Source organism: Cystobacter fuscus DSM 2262 (assembly GCF_000335475.2).
GTDB lineage: Bacteria > Myxococcota > Myxococcia > Myxococcales > Myxococcaceae > Cystobacter > Cystobacter fuscus.
Map to the genome: position 1 here is coordinate 215,878 of NZ_ANAH02000009.1, position 26,531 is coordinate 242,408.

Sequence of the window (26,531 nt, forward strand, 5' to 3'; positions counted from 1 at the left end):
TATAAAAAGCTTATGTATGAAAATGAGAAATCAAGAACGCACATCCTGCGACTCCAGAAGGCGGTCTCCGCGGCGAGTTGGGGTGCGAAGAGCACCTCCTTCCCGCGGTGTGGGCGATTGTGATGAGTCGCCGTACCCTGGCCCTACACCCAAGGAAGGAGAGGGAGACCCTACCGAATGGCAATGTCTTTCATTGATAGACCCCTGGAGAAGCGGATGAAGAGTTCATGAGCTTCGTACTCGTCATCAAGGACACCCAGGATGGAGATGCCGCTCATACCTGGCTACCCAAATCTGCTTCAGTCGCTGCTGGAAGAGAAAGCCTCCCTTACATCCAGGAAATTCAATCTAGAGGGTATACTTCATCAGCTCGAGAAGCTGGCGGGTGAGGAATCGCGTACACCCGAGGACATCACGGCCATCAAGTCAGCCGCGGAGGCACTCCACTTCGTGGACGGACGGGTGCTCAAGCGCCAGGGCCGGCTGACGGCCTTGGAGCCCGAGCGCATCGTCTCCGAGTCCTCGGCCGCCGCGCGGGCACTTCGCGCCCGTACGGGCTGGAGATGACGGCCCTACCCCTTCCGGGCGTGCGCCGCGGGAGTGTATCCGCCTGGGACCGTGCGGGAGGCGATGGCGAGCCGGTTCCACGCGTTGATGGTGACCACGGCGAGTGTCAGGTCGGCCAGTTCCCGTTCGGAGAAGTGCGGCTTCACGGCCTCATAGACGGAGTCCGGCACGTGTCCTTCCCCGAGGTGGGTGAGGGACTCGGTCCACGCGAAGGCCGCTCGCTCCCGGTCCGAGTAGTAGGGGCTCTCCTCCCAGGCATTCAGCCCGTACAGGCGCTGCTCCGTCTCTCCGAGCGCGCGTGCGTCCTTCCAGTGCATGTCGATGCAGTAGGCGCAGCCGTTGAGCTGAGAGGCTCGCAGCTTGATGAGATGGAGCAATCCCTCCTCCAGACCGCACTCGCTCAGGTACTTCTCGAGGCCCAGCATGGCCCGGTACGCCCCAGGGGAGACCGCCGCGACGTTGATGCGTGCTTTCATGTGCTTCCTCCTGGGAGGTTTCTAATGAGGGGCTCCTCCCCGGACGAGAGCCACTTGCACGCGAAGTCATGGGGCCACTTTGGGGAGCGGGGCGTCAGCGGAGGGCCTGGGCCAGCCTCCGGACTCCCTCGGAAATGTCCCGCTCCGGCACCCCGGCGTAGCCCAGCAGCAGTGCGCCACGTCCCGAGGTCTGGCGCCGGAACGCGGAGAGGGGGGAGGTGCGGATGCCCACGGAGGCCGCGCGCTCGGAGGCGATGCGATCATCCATTCCCCGGGGCAGCCAGCCTGTCAGGTGCATGCTTTCGAGGCATGGAGCGGTGACGGGTTTCTACCGCGACTCGAAGCCAGGGAAGGGAGGGAGGGGGGCCCTGGGGCGTGCGGGGTCGGGGTTCAGGGCGTGCCTGGGGAGGGGATGCCCGGCGGGGGCGGGAAGTCCTCCGGACGCTCCACCGAGAGGGCCTCTTGCACCGAGCGCAGGACCCGCCCATCGCGCAGCATCAGCGGGTGGAGGACGACGGGGATGGTGCGCTCCCTCGCTCCTGCGAGCTGGGAGGAGCGAGCGGGGAGGATCATCAGGTCGAGCGGCGTCCAGAGGGTGAAGACCTGGACGTCCCCGAAGGGGGCCTCATCCGCGGCGAGCCCCCGCAGCAGCTCGCTCCCGGGCCGCATGTCCCGTGCCCCGGGGTTGGCTCGCAGCCACCCCATCAGCGTTCCCGCATGGGGGCCGGAGATGGACACGAAGCGGCGCACGTGGTTGCGGCCCTCCAACCGCTGCAGGTAGTAGCGGCTGACGAGCGCCCCCATGCTGAAGGCCACCACGTCGACTCGCGCATGGCCCGTTCGCGCGCGCAGGTTGTTGGCCGCCTCGGCCACCTGCTCGGCCAGCACGGAGATGGGCGCCGCCCCGTTGTTGGGCTTCAGCTCGACGCGATGCACGTCCTGGAAACCGGCCCGCGTCAACCCGTCCGCGAGCGGCGCCAGGGAGCGCGCATCGTCATCGATGCCGTGCACCAGCAACACGGGCAACCGCTCGCGTGATGCCAGGGTGGTGTGCCTCAACGGGTTCTTCATCGTTCCCCCAGGGAGAGCGCTCAACCTACCGGGGCTCGTCGTTCCCGACATGCAACAAGTCCATCCGCGATCGATGACTCCCCGTGATGAGTCAAGAGGCGTGGAATGAAGCGTACTCTCCAGCGGCGGCCGGGTTCCTCGGGACGGGAGGAACAAACGTCACGGGCGTTGTTGACCCTGTGGGTGTGCTCCTGACCACGGGCGGGGTCCGATTGAGTGAGATGCGGCAGCGGGCGGCGCGACAATCGATGGAGCGGCTGCTGCGCTTGCAGAAGGTGACGAGTGAGCTGTCCCAGGCGCTCACGCCCGAGCAGGTGGCCAGTGTCATCGTCCGGCAGGCGGGGCCGGCCATGGGGGCGTGCGAGGCTTGCATCTATCTGCTCGCGGCGCCCGGGATGCTGCACCTGGTTCAAGCGATGGGGATGCCCGAGGCTGCACTCGAGCGCTGGCGTTGGCTGCCCGTGACCGAGCCCGTCCCCATCGCGCAGGCCGCGCGCACGGAGAAGCCCGTCTGGGTCGAGTCGCTGGCGTCCTTCCGCCAGCTCTACCCGGCCCTCGACGACATGCCGCTGAGCCAGAATGGCGCGTGGGCGTTCCTGCCGCTGCACGTGGAGCGACGGTTCCTGGGTGTGTTTGCGGTTGGCTTCCCGCTGGGGGGGGGCTTCACGGCGGAGGACAAGGACTTCGCCTGTCTCCTCTCCAGACAATGCGCGCAGGCGTTGGAGCGTGCCCTCCTCTATGCGCGCGAGCGGGAGTTGCGCGAGGAGGCGGAGCGGGCGCGGTCCGAGGCCGAGGAGCACCGCCGTTTGTTGGAATTGGAGCACCGCCGCCTCCAGGCCGTGCTCCAGCAACTGCCCCAAGGCGTCCTCCTCGCCGAAGCCCCGAGTGGCCGGATGGTGATGGCCAATGATCGGGCGCTGCGGCTCGGCAAATGTCCTCTCCCCGTGCAACTCGACTGGAGCCTGAAGGAGTACTCGGCCCTCCGTGGTTTCCACCCGGATGGGCGCCCCTATCCTCCGAGCGAGTGGCCCCTGGTTCGTGCCCTCTCTGGAGAGGTGGTGCGCGGCGATGTCATGGAATTTCCCGACACCGAGGGCTCCACGCTCACGCTCGAGGTGAGCGCTGGACCGGTGCGCGACGCGGAGGGCCAGGTGACGGCCGCGGTGGCCGTCCTCGATGACATCTCCGAGCGGTTGCGGATGGAGCGGGCCCTGCGCGAGGGGGAGTGTGTGTTCCGCCGCATCATGGAGTCCGACATGATGGGGCTGTCCTTCTGTGACCAGGACGGACTCCTGCTCGAGGCCAATGACACCTTCCTCTCGCTCGTCGGCCACGATCGGGAGGAGGTGCGGCGGGGCCGCCTGCACTGGCGCATGTTGTTGCCTCAGGAGGAGGAATCGATCGCTGGCGAGCTGTGGACGCGCGGCGCGTCCCCCCCCACCTTCGAGATGGAGCTGCTGCGCGGGGATGGCGGCCGGGTGCCGGTGCTGACGGGCTCGGCGTGGGTGGAGGAGCAGGAGCGCGTCCTCACCTTCGTGTTGGATCTGTCGGACCTCAAGCGGGCGGAAGGTGCGCTGCGCTTCCTCGCCACGGCCAGCCGCGTCCTGGGCCAGTCGCTGGAGGTGTCCGACGCCACGCTCCAGGACGTGGCGGGTCTGGCGAGTTTCTCGGTGGCCTCGTGGTGTGTCATCGACCTGGCTACCCCCGAGGGGATGCTGCGCAGGGCGGCCGTGGCCCACCGGGAGGAGGGGCGCGAGGAGCGGCTGCGGCGGGCATGGCCGTTGCCCCCGCTGAGTGATTCGGGGGGGGCCCTGCTGGACGCGATGCACTCGGGCGAGCCGCTGCTCTTCCAGGACTTCGGCGTGGAGACGTGGCGCTTCCTGGCCTCGGGCGCCGTGCCCGAGGTCGAGGACCTGTCGGACGGGACCTGCTCGGTGCTGGTGGTGCCGCTGCGCTCGCACGAGCGCACCCTGGGCCTCGTCACCCTGGGCGCCTGCTCGCAGCGGCGGCGCTTCGGCCCCGAGGACATCTCCCTGGGTCAGGAACTGGCGCACCGCGTGGCGGCGGCGCTGGAGAGCACGCGGCTCTTCACGGATTCGCAGCGCGCGGTGCGTCTGCGCGACGAGTTCCTCGCGGTCGCCTCGCACGAACTGAAGACGCCGCTCACGCCGCTGCGGCTTCAACTCCAGGGACTGCGGCGGGTGGTCGACTCGACGGAGGGTCGGCCCGTGGACCCGGAGCGCGTGCTCCGGGCCTCGCGGATCTGCGAGGCCCAGGTGCGCAAGTTGTCGGGGCTGGTGAATGATTTGCTGGACGTCTCCCGGTTGGCACAGGGCCGGCTCCCGCTTCATCTGGAGCAGGTGGACCTGATGGCGATCGCGCGGGACGTGCTCTCGCAGTTCTCGGACGAGGCCGCGCGCGCGGGCTGCTCGGTGGAGTTATGGGCCGGACCGCCCGTGGTGGGCGAGTGGGACCGGGTGCGGCTGGAGCAGGTGGTGACCAACCTGCTGACCAACGCGCTCAAATACGGAGCGGGCCGGCCCGTGCACGTGCGCGTCTGGGCGGAAGAGGGCGTGGCGCGGCTGTCGGTGCGGGACGAGGGCATCGGCATCGCGCCGGAGCACCGCTCGCGCATCTTCGGCAAATTCGAGCGCGCCGTGTCCGAGCGTCACTATGGCGGGCTGGGCCTGGGGCTCCACATCACGCAGCAGATCGTCCAGGCGTTCGGGGGCTCCATCCTGGTGGAGAGCGAGCCGGGCCGGGGCTCGACCTTCACGGTGGCGCTCCCACCCGGGATGCATGCCATGCTCGCGCACCCCTGAGTCCGATGACAGGCGGCCCAAGGGTTTGTATTGACTGGTTGTTTCTGGAATCCAGGATAAACTCGAATTTATCTTGAGGCATGGACCTGATCGACGCAGGATGCGGGCCATGAAATCGACGCTCGATGATGGACGTGCAGGCCGTCGTTTGGACACAGCTGCGGTGACTCGCGAAGACCGTGGTTCATTGCCTTCAGGGGGCACATGGCTGCGTCCCGGGTTGGGCCGCCTGGCGCCGCTGCTCCTGGCCGCCACGCTCCATTGTGGCGACGGGACGACGCCCTCCCAGAACACGGGAGGGGACGACGTCCCCAGCGGAGGCAGCGGCGGCTCGGACGTGTCGCCCACACCTGGTTCCGACTCTGGGGGAGCGGGCCCTGGCAATGAATCGCCGGGCAGCGTGCCCCTGGGGCCGGAGTGTTCGCCCGGCACCTCTGGCAATCCCTTCGTGGGCGGCTGGTACGCCGATCCCGACATGAAGATCTACAACGGCGTGTACTGGGTCTATCCGACGTACTCCGCTCCTTATGACCAGCAGACCTATCTGGACGCCTTCTCGTCCACGGATCTCATCCACTGGACGAAGCATTCCAGGGTCCTGGACAAGGCGAACGTGTCCTGGGCAACCCGGGCGATCTGGGCGCCGTCGCCCATCTTCCGCAACAACACCTATTACCTCTACTTCGGAGCCAACGACATCCAGCAGGGCGATGGAAAGGTGGGCGGTATCGGGGTCGCGAAGTCCAACAACCCCGCTGGGCCCTACGTCGACGCGATCGGCCGCCCGCTGATCGGCCAGTTCATCAACGGAGCGCAGCCGATCGATCAGAACATCTTCATCGACGATGACGGCCAAGCGTATCTCTATTATGGCGGCCATGGTCACTGCAATGTCGTCAAGGTCAACAATGACATGATCAGCGTGGACAGCACGTCCTTCAAGGAGATCACGCCGTCGGGCTACGTCGAGGGCGCGCTGATGTTCAAGCGCAACGGGAAGTATTACCTGATGTGGTCCGAGGGCGGGTGGACGGGGCCGGACTATCGCGTGTCGTATGCCATTGCCAACTCGCCGCTGGGGCCCTTCCCCAAGGTGGGGACGATCCTCAGCCAGAACGCGGCCATCGCCACCGGTTCGGGCCACAACACGGTGGTCAACGTCCCTGGGACGGACGACTGGTACATCTTCTATCACCGCCGTCCGCTCGGAGAGACGGACGGGAATCACCGCGTGCTCTCCTATGATCGCATGTCCTTCAACGCCGACGGGACCATCAAGCCGGTGGAGATGAGCAGCCAGGACAACTTCTGTGATGGCAACTCGCTGGGCTGGACCACCTACGGCGCGACGTGGTCCGTGTCGAACGGCCGGTATGCCACCCCGCAGGTGCAGGATGCGAAGGCCTTGCTGAACACCAATTACTCCGCGCTGTCCTATGAGGCCGACATCACGCCGGGTGCCTCCGGAGACGCTGGGTTGATCTTCCGGGTGAGCAGCCCGGGCGCCGGGCTCGACGCCTACAAGGGGTACTATGCCGGCATCTCCGCGGGCAGCGACAGGGTGGTGCTGGGCAAGGCGGGCGGAGGGACCTGGACCGAGCTCGCGAGCGCCGCCGCGACGATCGATCCGAATGTCACCTACCACCTCTCGGTCGTGGCCAACGGCGACCGCATCTCGGTCTATCTGAACCGTTCGTCGGCCCCCATCGTCACGGCCGTCGACGCCACGTATGCCTCGGGGGCGCTTGGACTCCGGGCCCATGACAGCGCGGCCGCGTTCGACAACGTGAATGCCACGAAGCCGCCCGGAGTCGTCTTCTACGCGGATGGCGGGTACGGCGGTCTCGGAGTCTCGCTGGGCGCCGGGAGCTACACGTACACGCAGCTCATCGCGGCGGGCGTCCCCAACGACTGGATGAGCTCGCTCCGCGTCCCCGCCGGCTGGACGGTGCAGGTCTATGCGGACGACAACTTCCTCGGAACGATGTGGAAGTTCACGGCGGATACGTCGCTGATCCCGGCGGACGCCAACGACAAGATGTCGTCGGTGAAGATCTTCGCGCCGTAGCGCTCGAGTCGGAGAACTCCGGACCTTCTGGGACCCTGTGGTCGATGGGCTCGCTCTCTTTCGACCGTCAGGGCTCCAGGAACACCTGGAGCCAGGCACTTCGCTGCCTTGTACGCTACCGTCCCGGTTTCAACCCCGTGGGGAGCGACATGGATCCACAACCCCGTGTTGGTGTCGGCGCATTCATCCAAGACCCGGACCGAAGACTGCTGCTGGTGCGGCGCCGACGCATGCCCGAGGCGGACCATTGGGGTCTGCCGGGCGGCAAGGTCGACTTCGGCGAGACGCTGCGAGCCGCCGTGGTCCGGGAGATCGCCGAGGAACTGGGCGTGGAGATCGCTCTCGACGGGCTGCTGTGCCTCGTCGATCAGATCGACGTGGCGGCGGGCACCCATTGGGTGTCGCCGGTCTACCGGGCCCATATCGTCCGGGGCGAGCCGATCAACCGCGAACCGGCGGCCCTGGCCGAGGTGGGCTGGTTCGCGCTGGATGCCCTGCCACAACCCCTGACCTTGTCGACCCGGACGGCGTTGGCTCGGGGGGATGAACGCTAGAAGGTCGCCGTGGTGGAGACGTAGAAGGATCGCCCGTCGGCGGGGTTGTAGAGGACGGCGTTCGCCTCGAAGTTCCGGTACCACACGGACGAGGAGTAGCGGGCGTCGAGCAGGTTCTTCACCTGCACGGCCACCTGGAGCCAGGACGTCAGCTCGTAGGACAGGTCCAGGTTGAGCGTCAGGTAGTCGCCGTACTGGCCGAGGGTGTTCTCCTTGTCCAGGTAGTAGTCCCCCTGCGCGTACATCCACAGCGAGGTGCGCAGGGCGGGCAGGGGCCGGTAGTCCACGCCCGCCTTGGCGCTGAAGTCCGGCACGTGGTCCAGCTCCTTGCCCTTGCGCGCGGGGAAGGCCAGCCCCGGCTCCACCTGCTCGGAGACGTGGCGGCTGAAGGCGCCCCACACCAGGAGCGGCTCCAGGGGCTGGAGGTTGAGCTCCACGTCGAAGCCCCGGCGCAGTGTCTGGCCCACGTTCTCCGAGTCGCCCGAGTTGTCGAACCTGAGCTGGACCTCGTTGCTCGCGTACTGCCGCCAGTAGGACACGCGCCCGGTGAGCCAGGAGACGGGGTTGGTCTTGTAACCCACCTCCCAGCCGTCGTTGAGCGAGGGGGCCAGGGGCTCGGCCTGGGTCCGGTAGGCGCCGAGGCCCACCCCCGTCTGGAAGGTGCGGCCATAGTTGGCGTACAGGTTGTGGCCATACAGCGGCGTGAAGACGGCGCTCAGCTTGGGCTGCCAGATGGGGCCGGAGTCGTTGATGCCGTACTCCTTCCCCGAGAGCCGGTCGTGGAAGCGGCCCGCCAGACCGTCCACCCGCAGGCCGGCCACGAGCTTGAGCGTGTCCAGGGGCCAGGCTCGCGCCTGAAGGTAGGAGCCGAAGGAGTGGAAGCCGAAGTCGTGGTGGCGCACCGGGGCCCCGGTGCGCTCGCGCTCGCGGGTGCGGTAGCGCTGGTGGAGGTTGTCCTGGAACTGGTAGTCCACGCCCCACTCGGCGGAGAAGCCCTCGAGGCCCAGCTCATCGGTGCGCAGCGTGAGCACGGAGAGGGCGCCGTACTGCTTCTCGTTCTCGATGCGCTCCTGCTGGCTGGACTCGGTGCTCTGGCGCACCCAGCGGGTTCGCCGGAAGCCCTGCCCGTAGGCCTTGAGGGACCAGGAGAGGGACGAGGAGAAGTCGTGGTCGACGTGCAGGCTGGCGTGCAGGTTGCGCTGCGCGCCTCCGTCGCGGTTCGCGTAGTCCACCGAGGCGGTGGGGTCCAGGCGCACCTCGTCGAGCGTGAGGTAGCCGGGGGCCTGGGCCGCCAGGTTCATGCCCCGGAGGATGAGACCCACCCGCGAGCGCTCATCGAGTTCGAGGAACCACTTGCCGGAGGCGGCCAGCCGGTTCGTGTCCGAGTTCGCGCGGTAGCCGTTGCCGTGGCGGTACGCGGCGAAGTACGTCTGGGCCAGCCGCCCGTCGTCGAACCCCGCCAGGACCTGGGGCTCCAGCGTGACGAAGCTGCCGCCCAGCAGGCGCACCTTGCGCTCGTTGCCGCCGCGCCGGGTGTGCACGTTGACGTTGCCGGCCACGTTGTTGAGGCCGTAGCGCGGATCGTTCGTTCCCTTGACCACCTCCATGCGCTCGATCTCCAGTGGGAAGACCGACTTGAGATCGCTCACACCGATGTGCAGGTTGCTGGGGATGCCGTCGATGAGCAGCCGGGTGTGGGCGGTCTCCCCCTGGGTGCTGAAGCCACGGAGGCCCAGCTCGGAGCCGACGACGCCCTGGTTGTAGGTGTCCACGTAGACGGCGGGAGCGCGTCGCAGCAGCTCCAGGGGCTCGTTGGCGTTCTCCTGCTCGAGCTGTTCCCGGCCGAGGATGTTGACGGAGGTGAGCACCTCGGCGCTGGAGAGCGGGCCCACGCCCCGACCCTGCACCTGGACGACCTCTCCCAGGGTGAGGGCCGTGTCCTCGCTGCCCTCGGGTGGCGGCTCCCGGGCGGGCGTGGAGGCGGGCGGCGGGGGCTGTGCCGGCTGGGCCGCGGCGAGCGCTGGCCGCGCCAACAGCAGCGTGGCCATGAGAGGGGAGGGGGTTCTTCGCTTCACAGGTGTCCTCGCGCGCCCTGACTGGCGCGCGCGGACCCTAGGTCGGCGGATTTCTTCAATGCAATTACTTTTGTAGCCGGGTTGCATCTACCCGGAGGCGGTGCGGCCCTGGCGGCTCATCGCTGGCAGTAGCTCGGCATGGTGCTCGGCAGTCCGCCCGCGTAGGGAGACGGGACGGTGCCGAAGGGGTGGGCCTGGAGGAACTGCCAGACCGCCGCGCGCGCGTCCGTGGGGATGGAGTGCCCCCTGCCGTGGTTGCAAATCATGGCGAACTGGGACTTGGACTTCAGGTCGTTGTAGTAGTTCTGGCTCACCGTCTGGAAGTTGATGACGAGTCGGCTCCGAGCTGGGCCTCCGCGGCTTCAGCACCCAGGGGGAGACCGCCACACCCGGCTGCTCATCGACGGCATCGCCAGCAACCTGCACATCGGTGTGAGCGATCTCAAGTCGGTCTTCCCGCTGGAGATCGAGCGCATGGAGGTGGTCAAGGGAACGAACGCTCCGTCGCAATTATGCAAGCACAACAGAATGGACAATCCAGTGAACGCGTACACCCAGTGTCCACTGCGCAAGTTACTCTTGCGCTTGACCATCTAGATTCACTTACGGTATAAGTTGAAGCTCTCGCTACCTAAGCGGGAGTTACCACGCTGCACAACAAAGGACACCCAATGGACAACGAGAAGAAAGTCGCGGAGAGCGCGATTGAACTCCCGAAGTCTGACGAGAAGAAGGCGGAGAAGAGCCTGTTCCGCATCAAGACCGTGAAGACTGGCATCAAGGCCGCTATGCAGGGTTGCACCGACGGTCCAGGCCCCTGAGTTCGCCGGTTTATGTATTGCAGCATCCCATGAACAGGTGTTGGGTCAAGCCGACCGACCACCACATGCAGCGCCACTCGTAGGTAGCTAAGCCAAGCGAAGTAATTCCGTTCAGCGGGCTGACTCCAGGGCTCGATTTCTCGGCCTCAACGGTTGTACCCCCTGGCCAAATTCAGTTCGGGTGGCGTAGTCGCAGGATGCAGGTGTCATTCGTGTGAAAGCATAGCCTGCCTGCTGGCTCCTGCTCAACACCTACCAAGGTTCCATGTGATTAGGAGCACGGAACCTTGGTTTTTTGTGCCCCCGACTCCCTAGGGAACTAGGACAAGATGAAACTTCGGCTGGCTCCTGGGCTCGTTGCACTCAACAGTCCTCTAGGCTTCACCATCCTCAGCCCTCACCTCAATCGGCAGGTGGATGGTGGTCTGTTGGAAGAGCGCTCCTTCGTCACCCTGTTGGAGCAGTGTCGTGAGTGGATCGACCGGGGGCAGGTGAGTCGCCTGATCTGCGAGCGGATGAACGCAGATTCGGATGCCGCCGAGGCGACTATCGACGAACTCCTGGGCGCCGGCATGCTGGTCATGGATGCGGATGACCAAGCGGACGGCTTCCGCGCGCAAGAAGAATGGAGCCGGTACGGGTGGGATGAGCCATTTCGGTTCCACTGGACCATCAACCACATCGAGCGGTTCAACTATCGGCAGGACGGACGCGCAGCCGACATCCAGATGATGGAGTCGTTTGTCAAAGCCGAGACCCCACCGCCCCAGTACAAGGAGTTCACAAACAAGCCGTTCATCGCGCTTGAGAGCAATGTCGACCTGGAGCACGGCTCGGTCGAGGATGCGTTCATTGGCCGGCAGGGCGCGCCGCGCGATTTGCCAATGACGCTGCGCGAGTTCTCGTGGTTGACCAAGCTTGCCTACGGACAAACCGCAGTGCGGCGGCTGTTCGTCACCGGTGAGCACGTCGCGAAGACCAGCCCGTCGGGTGGCAGCCGCCATCCCACGGAGGTGTATCCGCTCGTGATTGACGTCGAAGGCTTGGAGCCGGGCCTCTATCATTACAGCGTGAAACGGCACGGTCTTGAGCTGCTCGTCGCAGGTAACCATACGCGGTTCCTCCGGGAGCACATCATCTGCAGAGAGGACCGCCCGAACTTCCGGCCGCGCGTCGCGTTCGTCTATACGTCCATCTTCGCACGCAGCATGTTCCGCTATCGCGAGTCGTTCTCGTACCGCGTGATGCACCACGACATCGGGCATCTGATGACGACGTTCTCACTGTTGCTGTCCTCGCTCTCCAGACCCGCTTACAGCGCCTACTCGTTTCACGATGAAGAGGTGCGCTCATTTCTTGAGCTCGACGGCTATTTCGAAGCGCCGATGGCCTATTCGCTGGCAGGGTGACCCATGCTCTCGACGCTCAAGCTCAACCCACTTTTCCGGATCCGTTTCGACCGTGCCATTCATTGCGATCTGCTGCTTGAGGGCGAGACGGTTGAGTTCCCCAGCCCGCGCTTCCTCGAACTCCTCGCGGCGGTGCGCTCGACCTGCAGCCGCGAGCAGACCTTGCGCTTGGCCCAGGAGAAGCTTGAGGTTTCGGAGCATGAGGCCGCGGATGTCATCGAGGATCTCATCACCCACCATGTCCTCGTCTCCGGCGATGAGGAGCGGCCCGAGTTGCCCGCAGTGAAGCACTGGGTGGACCGTAACTGGCTCGATGGTCTCATCCTCCACCTCCGGTCCAAGGACTTGAAGTATGAGGACGACGGCGCCGCTGACCCGCGACAGACGAACGATCAGACCTTCCGGTCGCTGATGGAGGCCGAGAAGCTCCCCCCATTCTGGAAGGAGTACCCCGACGCTCAACGCATTCAGCTCCCTCCGCCCGCGCCATTCCCGCGAAATGAGCATCTCGCCGACGTGCTTCTGCGGCGACGCTCCAACCGCCCGTACAAGGTGAGGCGCATCTCGCTCGATGTGCTGAGCCGGATGCTCACCACCGCGAACCTTGAGACGGTCGCGCTACGGGAGCGCGCCGAGCGCGAGGTGGAGTCGAACCCGGGAACGATGCTACTCAACTCTGCGTTCTCGGCGCTCGAGACGTACGTGGCGGTCTACGATGTCGTGGGCTTGGCGCCGGGCCTCTATCACTACTCCCCGCGTGACCGCTCGCTCGTGCTCGTGAAGGAGGGGTCGGTGCGCCAGGACGTCCAGAAGGTGTGCATCGGCCAGGCGCTTTCCGCTGCGGGGGCCTGCTCGTTCCTGATCTCGGCGGCATGGAAGCGATACATGTACCGATACCGCCACCCGCGAGCATACCGGAACCTGATGGTCAACGTGGCGGAACTCGCGCAGAAGTACTTGGTGCTGGCCACCGCGATGGACCTGCACACCTTCCTCACCCCGAACCTCTTGAACGACGAGGCCGACCGGCTGGTCGGTGTGAACGGCTATGACGAGGGCATCCTCTATGTCGTCACTGCCGGATGAACACGACCCTGTTGCGCCGCTCGCTGCCGGCAAGCGCTTCTACTTCTGGGCTTCGCTAGCGCACCACCGGGTCTCGAGCTTCGGCCATTTCCCGCACCCACCCACGCTGCCTGCCCGGACGTTGACGGCGGCCGCCTCTGCGCCCCCTCACACCCGAGAACAGCTCGGCGGGTCGTTGCTCTCCGCCCTGGAACGGCGCCGCTCGACGCGCACCTTCGGCAATACCCCGCTCGCCCAGCACGAGCTGATGACCCTGCTGTGGGCGACGTACGGCGGGCTTGAGTCTGGCCGTCGCACCGTTCCTTCGAGTGGCTCGGTCTATCCGCTGCGGCTCCGGGTGGTCGTCCGGGCCGTAGAGGGACTCGCACCGCAGGTCTATGCCTTCGACCATCATAACGGCGAGCTGACTCCCGAGCCTGAGGTCCCGGCGCCGATGGAGCTTCAGACTTGGTATGTCACCCGCCATGTGAACTTCGATGGCTCGGCGGCGTTGGTGGTGATGATTGGAGACCTGTCTAGGATTGCCGCTGTCTATGGCGAGCGCGGCTACCGGTTCCTGCACCTTGAAGCGGGCCACGCGGGCCAGAACCTCTGCCTCGCCGCCTCACTCCTCGACGTACCGCACGTGGCCCTTGGCGGGTTCGACGACGACGTAGTCAATCGGGCCTTTCACCTCGAGGGGTCGGACAGCTTTGTCGTGTATAGCGTATTGCTCGGGTGCCACCAGGGCTGATGATGAGCGAAGAACCGTGCCCTTTCTTGAGCCTAGTGTATCTCGACGGGCGGTGGATCCTGACTAACCCGGCGATCGATCTCCACGCGGAGATTGAGCCTCCCGAGGAAGGCAGCTTGGACACTCTCGCGGGGCTCGCCTCCAGCCCGGAGCAACTCACGCGGGAAGAGGACATCGAGACCGCCAAGTCTTTTGGGCTTCTCCGCGCGCGCGGCTCCTGGCTGGAGTGGGCACGTTGGGCTCGGGAAGCCGGAGAGGGGCCTGCGTTCGACCTCGCGGCGTTCCAATCGCTGCGCGGAGTGGTCCAGTTCCTCGACTACTCCGAGAAGACGGTCTTCATGAACGATCGCTCGAGGATGGACGCGTACCTCCAGTGCGAGCAGCCTCCGCCAATAGCAAAAACCTATCCGAACGCGCCCCGGCTGCTGCTGCACCACCCATCGCTAGGAGAGCCGTTCGACCGCGCGGGCAAGCTGGGGGTCCTGCTTTTCTGGTCCTTCGGGCGGCTTCGCCAGGCGACCTTCCTCGACGTCCTGACCATGCAGTTCAAGCCGGTGCCATCGCTGGGCGCTCGACACCCGCTTGAGGCTTATGTGTGCGTGGCGGAGGGGGCATGCATCCCGGAGGGCACCTACCACTATGATCCGATCGCTCACGCCCTGGAGCAGCTCGACACGAGAGCCGACGTGCCGTTCGAAGCCGGCCAAGTGTTGCTCACCGTCTCGGTGATCTTCGAGCGCTTCCAATGGCGCTACCGCGACAAATGGATCTACAAGGACCTCTTCCATGAGATCGGTCACGTCCAGGGCAACCTCCACCTCGTGGCCGATGAGTACAGTCTGAAGCTCGAACCGCGCGATGACCTCCACCTGATGCAGGACTCCGAGCGGCTTGTCGAAGAGCCCTACGCCTCCTTTCTCGTGCTGGGCCTTCAGGGAGACCTCGGCGAATGAGCACCCAGCGGTCCACTCTCATATGGCAGGAGATCTCAAGCCGATTCGAAGAGGGACGGTCTCTCACGGCAAGCCAGCTTGAGCACATGGAGTTCCGGCTTCTCGCAGGAGGCACCCCCCTGGAACTCGCCCGAAGGTGGACGCACGCACTCGGGTTGGGAGACGAAGGTAAGCTCCTCCAGTTGCTAGGGCGCGACCGGGAGAGCGACGTGACATTAATTGCCGGGAAGCTCATCGGCTCCTCGCGGGTGCTGGCGCTGATTGCGCGCGACCATGCAGCATTCGAGGAAAGGGACCGATTTGCCGCCGCCGCGCGGCACCTGGCGAGCACACTCCTCAATGGGCCACTACTGGGCGACAGGCGTGAGGTCGAATTCTACCGTCTGCAAGATGTGTCGGGACGCAGCCGGGAGGCACTCGCGAGGGTGGAAATCCTGACCTACCCCTTCTCGTTCGAGGGCTGGGTGGATCCGCGCGAGCACGTCCTGCTCCACCGAAATCTGGTGCTGCTCGACATCGAGGCGCCGGATTGGGAAGACGCGTGCAGGGCCGAGGGCATCGTGCCCAATGCTGGAACCATCACACGTCAAATCATCCAGCTCCGATGCGTACTTGAGCTTGTTTCGGCGAACGGTCCGTTCTCCACCTTTCACTTTCCGGGTGAACGCCTCGGCCGGCGGTCTGGCATCGAAGATGTTGAGCGCTTTCTCTGTGAATTGACCACATGGGTGCTGTTTGCCACGGCTCCCGAGGATGCAGGGGTAGACACCACGCTCTGGCGGTATGCTCTCCAGGTGTTCCTCCGACGTGGCGGCGCTGCCGGCCAGCTCTGGCGAGGTTGGGTGCGAGAGGTCTCCTCACGTGGGGGAGTCGCGATGGAGCCGGAAAGCCTCGCTCGTCAAGCCGTCATGGCCTTGTCAGAACTGTACGAGCCGTTCCTAAACTCGCCGTCCGGACAAGCGGATGGCCACGCGTGGCACCTCGCGGCTGCCGATAAGCTGCGGAGGCAACTTACCGAAGCCCACCGAGTGAACCCATGACCCTCGACTTCGTTCGATTTTTTCGCAGTGCTCCCCGCTGGCGCCCCGAGCGCCGTAACGTCGAATCTGAAGCAACGGAACTTCGGGAGATTCTCGCGCCGATCACGATCGAGCAGTTCGCCGCCGAGTACCTCGGGAAGCAGGCCCTGTTCGTGCGCGGGCAGGCGGAAAAGTTCAAGAGGCTGCTCGACATGGATTCGCTTCGACGCGCGCTCTACATCGGCAGCCAGCATAAGCCCCGCGGCTTCGACATGCGTGCGAACTTCGAACGTGGACTTAACGCGAAGAAAAGCGCGTTCATTGATGCCTCCTACGAGGAGATCGGCCCACTGCTTGAGGCTGGCGCGACCCTCTGCATCACCAACCTCCACCTAGTCGACCCGTTCCTGGCGGCGGTAGTGCGTCGAGTGAAGGTGGATCTCGGCTTCTCGGGCCGCGTGGGCTTCAATTGCTATCTCTCCGCCAGTGGCGGTGGCTTCTATACACATTACGACGCACGCACCGCGATGTCGCTCCAGATCGAGGGAGAGAAGACCTGGTCATACGCTCCCCGCCCGGCGCTCGCATTTCCGCAGCGCAATGCCAGCTATGCGCTCAACGGTGGCGCGGTCCAGGCCTCGAAGATCGTAGACGCTTTCGTGCCCATCGAGCCATGGGAGACGGTGATCCCGATCCCTGAGAACGAGTTTCTTTCCGAAACACTACGCCCAGGCGACCTGCTCTCCCTGCCGGCGGGGACGTGGCATGCCGCCAAGGCGGGTGAGCACTCGCTGGCATTGAACCTCTACTTCCAGCACGCGGACTTCCTGGGGCTGGTGCGTGACGTGATTGAGCCAATGCTCAGGCAGCACGAGAGCTGGCGAAGCGGAGCCCCTCCGGCGCCCAACCGCCCCGAGCGGCTACCCGGAAACGTCCTCTCCTACTTCCAGAGCCGACTTGCGGAGCTTCGGGACGCCATCGATCGCCTCTCCGCGGAAGGGCCTGAGCTCGAGGAAATGTGGCGTCGCCTTATCACCCTCGACGACCTCGCGTCCGATGAAAGCGCCCTAGCACCTGCCGAAGTACCGCCAGTGGACGAGGAGCAGATGTTCCGGGTTCGTCGCGACTACCCGATGATGGTCTACGAGAAGCCGGATGGGGGCGGCGAGCCGTCCGCGCACCTCCTCCATGGCTCCACGCTGCTCAGCCTCTCCATCGAGGCGCTGCCAATCCTCCGACGGCTCGCGGCGGTCACAAAGTTCCGCGCGCGCGAGGTGTTGGAGTGGAACGCGGGTACTTCCAGTCCTGCCTGGGCAGACGTCGCGGACCTGCTCGGCCTCCTCTACACGCATCGTGTCATCGAGCGAGTACCCGATGTGGCCTGACGATCGGCAAGTGTTGATCGACCCGACGGTCGACATTGCGTCGACCATCGAGGGGCACCCCGTCATCATCGGAGCGCAAGGGAGTTCGATTCTTGAAGGGCTGCCGCGCGATGTGCTCGGCGCGATCAGCGAACTCGCGCGCTCTCCGGTGAGTTGGGGGATGCTACGTGCGGAGCTGAGCAAGCGCTGTGCGGGACTCCCTACCGACGAACTACTCGAGGCTCTTGCTCCGCTGCTCCTCGTAACAGAGGAGGAGGCGCGCAGCAGGCGGCCTTCGTGGCTTCGCGTTGAGCGCCCAGCCGAGCCTATCTCGGTTGCCGGCGATGGACCCCTCGCGCGCGAGCTTGCGCGCGCCTACGGACTTGACCCCATCCCAATAGAGAATCTTCAGCAGGGGGGGGCTGGACTGGCGCTTGTCGTTCTCGATGGTTGCACGCTTGGAAGGTGTTTCGAGGAAGAGCGCCGGGTACGCGCATCGCAGATATCGGCCCTTTTCATCGTGCCGACGGCCAGAGGCATCGTCCTTGGCCCGCGGCTCGAAAGGGGGCAGGGCGAGCCGCTCGCGGCGGTCCTCGAGGAGACTGTCTTTCCGGGACTGGGGCCGCTCGCGACGCATCCTGATACAGAGAGGCTCCGCACTGCGGCCGTCGGCGCTCCAGGAGGTGCGTGGCTTGAACGGCTCATCGATGAGGTCTCGTTGCGACTTGGGTGTCCCAAAGGATCCGCCGACCCAGGGATCGCGTTGGTCAATGAGCCGGCCACCGGACGGCGTGGCCGACATTCATACGACGCCTCGCGCTTTGTCTGGCGCGAGGATGATTTGGCATCGCTCGAAGTCTTGAATCGCCCGGGAAAGGAGGGGTTCGAGGACGCCCGTGTCCCGATGCTGGCTTCTGCGCTCGCGGAGCGCGGCTCTGATCGCTTCCAGCACTCGGTGGGCACCTTCCGCGACCATCTGCTCGGCACCGGGAGAATTCTCCGCGGCTGGCGGCAGCGTTCCGAAATCTGCCGGGCAGGCATGTTTCACAGCGCCTACTCCACCCAGTTCTTCCGCGAGCACCTGTTCGCCCCCTGGGAACGGGAGACGGTACGCGAACTCATCGGCGAGACGGCCGAGGCGCTGGTATTCCTGTTCTGCACTGTTGATCGGTTTCGGCTGACGGCGGAGGTCGCCAAGCGTCACACGCTCGATGGTGGCTTAATACTCCACAACCTGCACACCGAGCAGCAGCAGCGCTTCAGCCCGCGGGTGGTCGCGGCCCTCTTGGTGGTCGAGATGGCGAACCTGGCCGAGCAGGTGGCGTATCGCGACCGCGCGCCGGGCCTCTGGATGTCCAAAGTGTCGCACTTCGGCCGTGTCATTCGCAGTCACCTGTACGCGGTACCACCGGTATTCGACCATTGCAGCGCAGTACTGACTCCCGAAGAGGAGAAGGCCGCGCTCGCCACGTATGCGCAAGCGCACACCGGCGCACCAGGAGAGGAAAAGCACCTCCGTGAGACCGTGGCCCTGAATCCATGGGTCGGAGAGCCGCACATCCGCCTTGTGCGCCTGTGCGCGGCCCGCGGAGAACACCTCAAAGCCGAGGGCCATGCCCGTCGAGGCGCGGCGCTCCTGACGGCGTGGGGAACGCCCTGGGACAAGAGCCTTCACCTCGACCAGTGGCTGGTTGCCGCGGCAGCTTCGGCGGGGTGACACACATGGAACGAACGACACTGGCCGGCCTTGATATCGAAGCGCCATGCGTGCGGTGTGCGCAGCTCTGGTTGCCGCTCGAATCCATGGACCTCGAGGTGGACCCCGACCACCTTGCGAATCCACTACCGCGCGTCCCCCGTATATGGCTGAGGGACCCAGACGGAATAGAGTTCTCCCGCCCGTACCTCCCGCACCCCGAGTGTTCGCGGCATCTTGAGCATCGTGAGAGGGTGGATGGGGCCTCCGACCTGCTGCGATACCTGACGCCAGGCCCGCTCGGCCCCATCAAGGCGCGCAACGTCGAGGGGGGCCCTCAAGGTCCTTACGTTTCGGTGGCCATCATGGACCGACCGAGGCAGGTCTCCGCCGCATTCCAGCCGCTCGTCGGCGCGGGGGTCGCGTTCGTGCGGGCGGAAGCCGAGCTCAAAGCAAGCATCGAGGCCCTCGAGCGCTTCTCTCTGTTCTTACGACCGAGGGCGCCCATCGTGTACCACACGAAGGACACCCGATCGGGCCAGACCATCCACGATGCGCGGCTGTCGCCGGGCCTCGACCGCTGGTGGGTGGAGGCGCGCGGTCGCCGCACCGGGGACGTCAAACTCGTGCCGCTCGAACTCATCAACCCCGCCGTACCTCCTCCTGAGCCTGGCATCCGGGGGAGCAGCACGGGGCTGGCGGTCCATCCCGATGCACAAGCCGCGTTTCGAGCGGGTTGTCTCGAGTTTCTCGAGCGAGCAGCCCTGGCAACGCTGTGGGCCGCACAATTGAAGTTCCTTCTGCGGCCGCGAGCGCTGACAGGTCCCGGCGCGGAGTGGATTGAACCTCTCGAACGGTTAGGCTTCGACGTCGAACTCTCGATGGAGCAACCAATACCGGGGGTGCACGTGGCGGTGGCCTTCGGTCGCAGCAGGGCCGAGTCGGCTCCATCGCTCGTGGTCTGCTCGGGCGCCGGTTGCTCACCTTCGGAGGCGATCGCCAGTGCGCTCCGTGAGCTCTACGGACACTGCACCCAGGCGTTGCGCAGCAGGACGGAGCGGCCCCGCGACGGATTGCCGACGCCGTTCGACCATCTGCTTTTCTACCTGAACCCGGCAAATGCTGATGGGCTGCTGCGCGACTGGGGATACCACCAAGCCGAGCGCGGAGACCATCTTGAGAACACAGTCGAGTGCGAACTCGAAGATATTCTCGAGGCGGCGCACGTCGAGGCCTATGTCCTCGACCGCGGCAACCTCCTGACTGATTTCCTGGGGCTCCACGCGCTCCACACCATCCTGCCTGCGTTGCGCATCCTTGAGCGCGACACTGGAGGGCCGCGTCCGTGGCCGACTCCATTCGGGTAGGCGCGCAGTGCGCCCAGCGAACGAGCCAACCGCGCCGTCGGGTAGGGGGCCTGCCGCGCTTCATCCTCATCATCGAGGCCAGGACGGCCAGCCGGGTCAGGGATGGGCGATGACGATGAGCGCGGGTGCACGATCGAGGACGCAACGCAACGCCCTCCGCATCGTCTCAGGGTCGAGCGCGCCGAAACTCTCGTCGAGCACCATCATCCGTGCGCTCTGCAGCAGCGCCCTCGCGATGAAGATCCGGCTCTGCTCTCCGTGCGAGAGCTGCCACCCGATCTCACCTACCAGCTGATCCATTCCTGAGGGCATTCTCTTGAGGAGCGGTCCGAGGCCTAGTTCCGCACAGATGTTGCGCGCGGCGCGGAGGTCATCCGGGCTGGGAGGCCAAGCTCTGCCCAGCAGCAGGTTGAACGCCAGCGACTCAGCGAAGATACGATTCTCGTGGAACTGCGGTGCGGCAACGACCTTTTGCCGCCAGCGCTCGAGTCCAATGGCATGTCGGTCCCAACCCTCAAGCAGCAGGAGGCCGGATTGCGGATCGCGGAAGCCCATCAGCAGAGAGAGGAAGGTGGACTTGCCGCCGCCGGAGGGTCCCTCAAGCAGAATCCGGTCACCGTCACGCACCGTGAGCGACGCGCCATTCAGCAGTGGGCGACCAAGTTCCCGGTAGCGGAAGACGAGATCGTGCGCCTGAAGCACCACCGCCGAAGTGGACTTGACCCGAGGGCGATCCATCGGCAGGTCCTCCTGCCACAGTTCGCAGGTAGGTGCTTGCGCGTCGCGAGTCGCGGCCCGGAAAATGGGGCCAATCCGTTTCCAGGCGACAGCGGCCAGCACCAGATGGACTGCGCTGCTGGTCCCCTGGGCGAACACTCTCATGCCGAGGAAGGCCGCGCCCACGGAGATCGCAGTTGTATCGAACGATCCGTTCGCGTCGAGAATGAAAGGAGTCAACGCCACGATCGCGACGATGAGCCAGCCCCGAGGAATCAGCATCAGGAGCCTCGCGGCGCGGCAATCGGCAGTTTTCATGCTCGCAAGGTAGCGGTCGAGCAGGTCGTCCTCCCGGGTGTGCCATCGGTCCGGGCGCTCTTCGATCAGGCGCGTGCGATGGCCGACCATCTGCTCAACGGTCTCATGAGTCAGTTCCAGGCGGGTGTCCGAGAGGGAGCCGAGCGCGACGTACAGCCGTTTGCCGAGGAGCGCTGCAAGCGCTAGCGTCAGCACGAGAGCAAGAAACTGCGTCAACGGTGCTGCCCCTCGCGCGATAATAAACAAAAGCCCGGCGAGCTCGATGACCGTCGTGAGCGCCAGCACGCCGCCTGACTGCGCGAGGGTTTCGATGAGGTTCGCCTCCATGACCCGGCCCAGCATCTGGCCCGCACCTTGGGTCCTGATTTCGTCTGTCAGGAGACGAAGTCCCCCCTCAAGGATGCGGCGCTTGAAGAGCAGACCTGCCTCAAGCATCAAACGGCCGCCGAGATCAGTGACCAACATCCGGACTGGAACCGTGGTTAGCAGCAGGAGGCCCCAGGTCACGACGGCTCCTGCTGTCAGTCTGTCTTCGAGCAGTGCCCTTCCGATGGTGAACCACGACAGGAGTAGCAGCGCGTACTCCGCTGCGTGTGCGGTGAGGAAGGATGCAAGGCGTAACGGCACCGGGGAGCGGTGCACCAGCCCCCACCATGCCGAGCGGACTGTGTCGCGAAGGAGAATGGCGCGCACGACCCGTACAACGCCAAGCCGCTCTGTCATCAGCACGCGCCGGACTCGTGCGCGCCTGCGCTCGGAACCGGTGACGCTTTCCATCATCCGGTCAACGACGGGCTTGTGGCGCTCCTCCAGCTTCGCAGTGAGCAGCCCCGCCAGCCCCCGCAGCGGCAGTGTGCGGCGAATGCCAAGGACGTCGATGACAACCGCCTTGCCTCGCGAGGTTCTGGCGAGGAGTACGAAAGCCAGCCCATCTGGGTGCGCTACCCGGAGCAGCGCTGGGGGCGACCTTCGAAGGAAGTCCTCGAGTTCTCTATACGTCGTTTCAACCTCAAGGGTCTCCAACTGGAGCTGGTCGGCAGTGCGCACAAGCCACGCACGGAACATCTCCTCAGGTACGATGGGCAAGCGAGCGTCTGGATTGGGAAGCCTCACCAACCGCTGGCTCAGCGAGGTGGTTGCGAGAAGCAACTCAAACCCCTCGCCGAGCCTCGAAAGAGGCCAGAGTAGCTTGGACGCGAGCTCACTCATCAGTCTTGCCTTCCTCGAAGCGGCCGTCAGTCAACCGGATGCGCCGCCACTGCTCAGCCTCCCAGAATTCCGATCGCAGTTCCCGCTCGGCATGGAAGAGCCGCGAGTAGCGGGATTGGCTGTTCAGAAGCCTCTCAGGAAGCCCGTCCTCGACTATCCGGCCACCCTCCACGACCAGCACGCGTGGGAAGCTGGTCGTGTCCTGGATATCGTGCGAAATGAACAGGAAAGTTGCGTCGCGCCAGAGCTCTCGTGCCTCCCTCAGCAGCGCGGCCCGCTTCTTCCGGTCGAGTCCACGGAACGGCTCGTCGAGAATCGCCAACTTCACCTGTGTCTTGGAGAACGCGCGGCCGATGCGAACTCGCTGCCCCTCACCTCCGGAGAGTAGCCCTCCGCCATCTCCTATCAGGGTCCTCAGGCCATGGGGCAGCCGCTCGAGCACCGGGTAGAGGTCGGCGCGCGCGAGCACCTCATCGAGTGCGCGACGGCCGTCCAGGGTGGAGCCGTAGGTGAGGTTCTCAAGCATCGTGCGATTCCAGAGCTGAGCGTTGGGATCGATCCACGCGGTCGAGCTCCGCAGTGCGCGCAGCCGCTCCTGCGTCAAGATGTTGCCGTCGATGAGGAGCGAGCCTTCCGCAGGAGGAAGAAATCCGAGGATGGCGCTGGCCAGGGTTGACTTGCCCGCTCCCGACGGACCAACAACAGCAATCTGCTCGCCTGGGCGAATGCTCAACTGTATCCGCTCCAGGAGCGTATGCCCTGAAGCCTTCACGGTGACTTCCCGAAACTCGATAGCGGTGCCGGGGTGCAACGGCATCTCCTGCGTAGGCTCGGCGGGCACGCCATTACAGCCGTTCGCGGTGTCTTCGAGCGCATCGAGCGGCTCAAGAATGCGGGTCACAAGATTCTTCTGTTCGGGATACCGCGAGAATTGAATGGCGAGGCCATGGCCATAGCCTGGGAGCGAGAGCGCCCAGTACACGAGCAGTAGCGCGGGTCCCAGCTCACGTGACTGTTGCAGGTAGACCGCGACCAGCACCAGGGAGATGGCAAGTCCTAGGAGCCCTTGCATGCCTGTCAGCGACACCGAGGAACGCAGAAGGTCCTTGTAGGCCCTTGCCCACTCGGTAAGGTGGTGCTCGTATTCTTTCGCCAGCGCCCGTTCGCCGCTGTGCGCCTTGAGCGGCACGAGCCCGAGGAGCGCATCCAGGTAGTGGCGCACCAGGATCGATGAGCGATTTTTGAGCCGGAGGTCCCGTTCGCTGAAGGCCCGTTGAAAGAACGGCGGCGTCACAATCAGCATGAGTACGCCCAGAAGCGCTATCCACCCGCTCCGCGCATCGAGCCAGTAGATGGCTGCGGTGGTCGCCAGCATCGCTATGAGGGCGTCGAGTACGCCGCGGCCGATCATCGGCAACTGACGGACCCGGTGGATGCTGTGCACTCGCTCAGCCATGTCAGAGGTCGGGCGGCTACGGAAATAACGGTCCTGTAGCTTCGGAATTTTGTCGAGGAATAGCGCACGCAGGTGAATCTCAAGGCGCCGTCCGATTCTCATCGAGCTGCCCACTAGGACGTACTCAAGCAACAACAGTGTGCTCATCAATCCGAGAAATCCACCGAGCATCATCAAGCGTTCGCGGGTTCCTCCGAGCGCCCTGGTGAGATCGAGAAAAGAGCGGGCGACGACGGCTTCAACGAGGGCCGCGATGGCAGCAACGGCGACGCCCACAGCCAGCAGGCCGAGCCGGCCAGTGCCGTCGCTCGAAAAGGTGTCCATCGCCATCTTGAGCGGTCGAAGCGGAGCCTCCTTCAACACCGCCTTCAGCTCGCGAGAGGCACCGGACTCCTTCGCCACATCGGTGCGGAGCCCGGCGATCTGCACGATCACCGCACCGGTGATAGATACGGCCGGCTCGCCGTCTTCGCTCTCCGACTGCGCTGGGCGAATGGTCCAGCAGTGCTCCGGAATGAGGTCGAACGCGCGCTCCGGGTTCGAGCTGGCCTCCTCGAAGTAGCGGGCGAACAGCTTTTCGGCTTCGGCTCCGCGCCTGATGCCGCCGGCCCGGCATAGGGTGTCGACAAGCCGCAGAGCCGCATCGAGCGCACCGAAGGTCTGGCCACTGGTGTCGCTCGCGCAGCGGCTCAGCCAGGCCTCCGGGTCGCGAATTCCAACACTTCGAAGCCGCTGGGCGAACGCGGGCGAGAAGCTGTCCTTCGCCCATTCGAACCATAGGGCGACCGGGATGTCCATCGTGTGGCGATAAACGTCCGAGAGGATACTGGAGGCCGTGACCCAGTGACGGCCACTGGCGGGATTCATGATTTGAATCCAGCGGTGCTGCCGGCTCCAAGCGATGGTGAAGTGGGTCGATCGGTCGGGGCTGCCAAGCACGACGATGGAGGGGAGCAGCTCCGCCTCGGGGATGAGCAGGTGATCGATCGGCACGATGCGCTGCATTGCATTCAGGCCGAGTCCTCGTGCCACATCCTCAAGGGTATCGATCGATGTGCCGTCGACGTCGGTCTGGCAGGCGTCTCGGAGCCGCTCATAGCTGGCCTGGATACCGTGGCCCGCCAGCAAGCTCTTGATGCAGGCAGGACCGCAGTCGGTCGAAGAATACTGGACGACCTCGGGGACGAAAAAGGACCGACGAGGCTTCATGAAGAGGGTACTCCCTTGGCCGCGCCTTGACTCGACCACCACTTGCCAACGCTACGGAACACCAGTTGTGCCGGTGTGATACGCTCGACCTCCACCTCGATGGAGCCAAGGAGCCCGTGCTGCAGGGGAATGCGCGTGGGGCTTCTCTCGTCGAGTACGAATTCGACGCGCAGTTGTTCTTCCCGGATCTCACTCGCCGCACCCGAGACATGCGCGGATAGGGTTCCATACTCGACCCAAGGGAAGCTCTGCAAGCGCATCACCGCTGGCTGTCCTGGCTTGATCCTTCCCACGACAGAAGAAGGAGGAAAATGGGCCACGATCTTGAAAGCGCCTTGTCCGACCACAGCAGCGACGCGAGTCCCGGCGAACAGGTAGGCACCAGAGTCGGGCACCACGACATCTGATATGGTCCCGTTGCCCGGAGCACGAATGGAACACTTGGCGATCTTTTCGTTGAGGCGCTCGATGATCTGCTTGTGGGTCTCGATGGCGCCCTCAGATTCGGCGATCTCCTTGTTGAGCCGTTCGATCCGGGCGAACTCGCGCGCGAGCTTCTCACCTCCCTCCTCCCGTGTCCGCAGGAGGCGTTGAGTCGATGCCAGTGCCGTTGAGCGCAGCTGGAGTGCCTCGGTGCGGGTGCGTTCGAGTTCCTCGGCCGAGACGTATCCCCCTTCGTGCAACTCTTTCACTCCGGCGGAGAGCCTCTCTGCGAATACGGCAGCAGTACGGGCGGCCTCCTCTTCGGCGGCAGTCTCACGAACTCGCGCCTGGGCGACGCCCCGGAGCTTGTTCACTGTCTGCTGGGTCTGGGTGCGCTCAGAGAGTAGCGACGCGAGCTGTGCCTTGACCATCACAAGGCGGGTGCGCTCCTCTTCCAACGCGAGTTCGTGCACGCGGCAGTCGAGTTGGGCGATGACCTCGCCGGCCTTTACCTCTCTGCCCAGCTTCAGCTCGTTGCGAACGATGCGGCCGTCTATCTCCGTTACGACTGGGTGAATCGTCGTCTCGACCCGAGCCTGGTCAGACGTTTCCAGAACCACGAGTGGAATGAGAAGGAACCAGCCTAGCCAGAGCAAGAGCATCGCGCCGCCCAGTCCGAGCAGGAGCAGATAGGGACGAAAACCGTCCTTTTCGATTGACCGGAGTGTGCGGCTGAACTGCATGGGTACGGCCACGAACAGTTACCTCTCCCTTGCTGGATTGCGCGTAGGAGAGCATAGAACAGATGGAGGCTCTGTATAGAGGGGGAGGCATGGAGAAAGGTGGCAGAGGAACCAGAACGCGGTGGCCGGAGTCTGACGGCCGCCCCCTCTGGACCGACGCTCAACTAGGACCGAAGGCGCGCCTGCAGGGATGTCTCGGAGGCATCACAGCAGCTCATGGCTGGAGCAAGCTCGCCGCCACGGGCTCATAGCCCGGGGTTGATAGTGGACTGTAAAACGAAGTCATTGGACATAGTCCGTGGGCCTATGATGTTCCACCAACTCAGAGGAGGCGAGAGCGCATGCTCACGACTATGCCCACCCGGACCCGGCGCA

General features: G+C 64.9%; 22 protein-coding genes. 14 read left to right on the forward strand and 8 right to left on the reverse strand.

Going from position 1 to position 26,531, the window contains the following annotated elements:
• Positions 1–261: 261 nt before the first annotated feature.
• Positions 262–567 carry a hypothetical protein gene (locus D187_RS17225; protein ID WP_002628654.1) on the forward strand — a complete coding sequence of 102 codons (306 nt, stop codon included), beginning with the start codon at positions 262–264 and terminating at the stop codon, positions 565–567.
• Positions 568–572: 5 nt separating this feature from the next.
• Here D187_RS17225 and D187_RS17230 read toward each other — a convergent pair whose 3' ends face one another.
• From D187_RS17230 to D187_RS17235, 3 genes are all read right to left on the reverse strand, one after another.
• Entirely contained in the window at positions 573–1,043 is a 471-nt protein-coding gene (locus tag D187_RS17230; RefSeq protein ID WP_002628655.1) for a carboxymuconolactone decarboxylase family protein, read from the reverse strand.
• A gap of 94 nt (positions 1,044–1,137) precedes the next feature.
• On the reverse strand, positions 1,138–1,341 hold the full coding sequence (locus tag D187_RS55200) for a hypothetical protein (protein ID WP_002628656.1): 204 nt from the start codon (positions 1,339–1,341) through the stop codon (positions 1,138–1,140).
• Positions 1,342–1,433: 92 nt separating this feature from the next.
• On the reverse strand, positions 1,434–2,114 hold the full coding sequence (locus tag D187_RS17235) for an esterase/lipase family protein (RefSeq protein WP_020918094.1): 681 nt from the start codon (positions 2,112–2,114) through the stop codon (positions 1,434–1,436).
• A gap of 221 nt (positions 2,115–2,335) precedes the next feature.
• Here D187_RS17235 and D187_RS50010 point away from each other — a divergent pair, with 221 nt between their 5' ends.
• The 3 genes from D187_RS50010 to D187_RS17250 all read left to right on the forward strand — a co-directional run bounded on the left by D187_RS50010 (position 2,336) and on the right by D187_RS17250 (position 7,558).
• Positions 2,336–4,936, forward strand: coding sequence for a sensor histidine kinase (locus tag D187_RS50010; RefSeq protein WP_002628659.1), 2,601 nt, complete (start codon positions 2,336–2,338; stop codon positions 4,934–4,936).
• Between the two features lie 163 nt (positions 4,937–5,099).
• Complete coding sequence (locus tag D187_RS17245; protein WP_245591744.1) at positions 5,100–7,004, forward strand: family 43 glycosylhydrolase; 1,905 nt, start codon at positions 5,100–5,102, stop codon at positions 7,002–7,004.
• A gap of 149 nt (positions 7,005–7,153) precedes the next feature.
• On the forward strand, positions 7,154–7,558 hold the full coding sequence (locus D187_RS17250) for an NUDIX domain-containing protein (protein WP_043430237.1): 405 nt from the start codon (positions 7,154–7,156) through the stop codon (positions 7,556–7,558).
• On the opposite strand, the gene D187_RS17255 is transcribed toward D187_RS17250, so the two are convergent.
• Both D187_RS17255 and D187_RS17260 read right to left on the reverse strand, forming a co-directional pair.
• Positions 7,555–9,606 carry a TonB-dependent receptor gene (locus D187_RS17255; RefSeq protein ID WP_002628662.1) on the reverse strand — a complete coding sequence of 684 codons (2,052 nt, stop codon included), beginning with the start codon at positions 9,604–9,606 and terminating at the stop codon, positions 7,555–7,557. The genes D187_RS17250 and D187_RS17255 overlap by 4 nt on opposite strands.
• A 143-nt stretch (positions 9,607–9,749) precedes the next feature.
• Positions 9,750–9,947 (reverse strand): hypothetical protein, encoded by a 198-nt coding sequence (locus D187_RS17260; RefSeq protein ID WP_002628663.1) that lies wholly within the window; start codon positions 9,945–9,947, stop codon positions 9,750–9,752.
• 13 nt (positions 9,948–9,960) lie between these two features.
• On the opposite strand from D187_RS17260, the gene D187_RS57870 reads away from it, so the two are divergent.
• From D187_RS57870 to D187_RS17305, 10 genes are all read left to right on the forward strand, one after another.
• Complete coding sequence (locus D187_RS57870) at positions 9,961–10,230, forward strand: Plug domain-containing protein (RefSeq protein WP_002628664.1); 270 nt, start codon at positions 9,961–9,963, stop codon at positions 10,228–10,230.
• A 74-nt stretch (positions 10,231–10,304) separates the two neighbouring features.
• Positions 10,305–10,454 carry a hypothetical protein gene (locus D187_RS55205; protein WP_002628665.1) on the forward strand — a complete coding sequence of 50 codons (150 nt, stop codon included), beginning with the start codon at positions 10,305–10,307 and terminating at the stop codon, positions 10,452–10,454.
• 329 nt (positions 10,455–10,783) lie between these two features.
• A complete protein-coding gene (locus tag D187_RS17270) occupies positions 10,784–11,863 on the forward strand; it encodes a SagB/ThcOx family dehydrogenase (RefSeq protein ID WP_002628666.1) in 1,080 nt (359 codons plus the stop codon).
• Between the two features lie 3 nt (positions 11,864–11,866).
• Positions 11,867–12,949, forward strand: coding sequence for a SagB/ThcOx family dehydrogenase (locus D187_RS17275; RefSeq protein ID WP_002628667.1), 1,083 nt, complete (start codon positions 11,867–11,869; stop codon positions 12,947–12,949).
• A complete protein-coding gene (locus D187_RS17280) occupies positions 12,930–13,682 on the forward strand; it encodes a SagB/ThcOx family dehydrogenase (RefSeq protein WP_051256396.1) in 753 nt (250 codons plus the stop codon). The genes D187_RS17275 and D187_RS17280 overlap by 20 nt, the downstream gene beginning before the upstream one ends.
• Positions 13,683–13,798: 116 nt before the next feature.
• A complete protein-coding gene (locus D187_RS17285; protein WP_002628669.1) occupies positions 13,799–14,635 on the forward strand; it encodes a SagB/ThcOx family dehydrogenase in 837 nt (278 codons plus the stop codon).
• Positions 14,632–15,675 (forward strand): hypothetical protein, encoded by a 1,044-nt coding sequence (locus D187_RS17290; protein WP_043430241.1) that lies wholly within the window; start codon positions 14,632–14,634, stop codon positions 15,673–15,675. The genes D187_RS17285 and D187_RS17290 overlap by 4 nt, the downstream gene beginning before the upstream one ends.
• Complete coding sequence (locus tag D187_RS17295) at positions 15,672–17,039, forward strand: JmjC domain-containing protein (RefSeq protein ID WP_002628670.1); 1,368 nt, start codon at positions 15,672–15,674, stop codon at positions 17,037–17,039. Before D187_RS17290 ends, D187_RS17295 begins: the two co-directional genes overlap by 4 nt.
• Complete coding sequence (locus D187_RS56365) at positions 17,029–18,735, forward strand: DUF6817 domain-containing protein (protein ID WP_002628671.1); 1,707 nt, start codon at positions 17,029–17,031, stop codon at positions 18,733–18,735. The genes D187_RS17295 and D187_RS56365 overlap by 11 nt, the downstream gene beginning before the upstream one ends.
• Positions 18,736–18,740: 5 nt before the next feature.
• Positions 18,741–20,081 carry a YcaO-like family protein gene (locus tag D187_RS17305; protein WP_002628672.1) on the forward strand — a complete coding sequence of 447 codons (1,341 nt, stop codon included), beginning with the start codon at positions 18,741–18,743 and terminating at the stop codon, positions 20,079–20,081.
• A 96-nt stretch (positions 20,082–20,177) separates the two neighbouring features.
• On the opposite strand, the gene D187_RS17310 is transcribed toward D187_RS17305, so the two are convergent.
• Genes D187_RS17310 through D187_RS17320 form a run of 3 tightly spaced genes read right to left on the reverse strand, consistent with a single transcriptional unit; the run spans position 20,178 to position 26,168 of the window.
• Complete coding sequence (locus D187_RS17310) at positions 20,178–22,325, reverse strand: ATP-binding cassette domain-containing protein (protein ID WP_002628673.1); 2,148 nt, start codon at positions 22,323–22,325, stop codon at positions 20,178–20,180.
• A complete protein-coding gene (locus D187_RS17315) occupies positions 22,318–24,990 on the reverse strand; it encodes an ATP-binding cassette domain-containing protein (protein ID WP_020918098.1) in 2,673 nt (890 codons plus the stop codon). The genes D187_RS17310 and D187_RS17315 overlap by 8 nt, the downstream gene beginning before the upstream one ends.
• Positions 24,987–26,168 (reverse strand): HlyD family secretion protein, encoded by a 1,182-nt coding sequence (locus D187_RS17320; RefSeq protein WP_155893401.1) that lies wholly within the window; start codon positions 26,166–26,168, stop codon positions 24,987–24,989. Before D187_RS17320 ends, D187_RS17315 begins: the two co-directional genes overlap by 4 nt.
• Between the last annotated feature and the right edge of the window lie 363 nt (positions 26,169–26,531).

Bases quoted from the DNA above. Each gene is read 5' to 3' on its own strand.
- D187_RS17225 (WP_002628654.1), top strand. From the start codon at position 262: ATGGAGATGCCGCTCATACCTGGCTACCCAAATCTGCTTCAGTCGCTG.
- D187_RS17230 (WP_002628655.1), bottom strand. From the start codon at position 1,043: ATGAAAGCACGCATCAACGTCGCGGCGGTCTCCCCTGGGGCGTACCGG.
- D187_RS55200 (WP_002628656.1), bottom strand. From the start codon at position 1,341: ATGCACCTGACAGGCTGGCTGCCCCGGGGAATGGATGATCGCATCGCC.
- D187_RS17235 (WP_020918094.1), bottom strand. From the start codon at position 2,114: ATGAAGAACCCGTTGAGGCACACCACCCTGGCATCACGCGAGCGGTTG.
- D187_RS50010 (WP_002628659.1), top strand. From the start codon at position 2,336: ATGCGGCAGCGGGCGGCGCGACAATCGATGGAGCGGCTGCTGCGCTTG.
- D187_RS17250 (WP_043430237.1), top strand. From the start codon at position 7,154: ATGGATCCACAACCCCGTGTTGGTGTCGGCGCATTCATCCAAGACCCG.
- D187_RS17255 (WP_002628662.1), bottom strand. From the start codon at position 9,606: ATGGCCACGCTGCTGTTGGCGCGGCCAGCGCTCGCCGCGGCCCAGCCG.
- D187_RS57870 (WP_002628664.1), top strand. From the start codon at position 9,961: ATGACGAGTCGGCTCCGAGCTGGGCCTCCGCGGCTTCAGCACCCAGGG.
- D187_RS55205 (WP_002628665.1), top strand. From the start codon at position 10,305: ATGGACAACGAGAAGAAAGTCGCGGAGAGCGCGATTGAACTCCCGAAG.
- D187_RS17270 (WP_002628666.1), top strand. From the start codon at position 10,784: ATGAAACTTCGGCTGGCTCCTGGGCTCGTTGCACTCAACAGTCCTCTA.
- D187_RS17275 (WP_002628667.1), top strand. From the start codon at position 11,867: ATGCTCTCGACGCTCAAGCTCAACCCACTTTTCCGGATCCGTTTCGAC.
- D187_RS17280 (WP_051256396.1), top strand. From the start codon at position 12,930: ATGTCGTCACTGCCGGATGAACACGACCCTGTTGCGCCGCTCGCTGCC.
- D187_RS17290 (WP_043430241.1), top strand. From the start codon at position 14,632: ATGAGCACCCAGCGGTCCACTCTCATATGGCAGGAGATCTCAAGCCGA.
- D187_RS17295 (WP_002628670.1), top strand. From the start codon at position 15,672: ATGACCCTCGACTTCGTTCGATTTTTTCGCAGTGCTCCCCGCTGGCGC.
- D187_RS56365 (WP_002628671.1), top strand. From the start codon at position 17,029: ATGTGGCCTGACGATCGGCAAGTGTTGATCGACCCGACGGTCGACATT.
- D187_RS17305 (WP_002628672.1), top strand. From the start codon at position 18,741: ATGGAACGAACGACACTGGCCGGCCTTGATATCGAAGCGCCATGCGTG.
- D187_RS17310 (WP_002628673.1), bottom strand. From the start codon at position 22,325: ATGAGTGAGCTCGCGTCCAAGCTACTCTGGCCTCTTTCGAGGCTCGGC.
- D187_RS17315 (WP_020918098.1), bottom strand. From the start codon at position 24,990: ATGAAGCCTCGTCGGTCCTTTTTCGTCCCCGAGGTCGTCCAGTATTCT.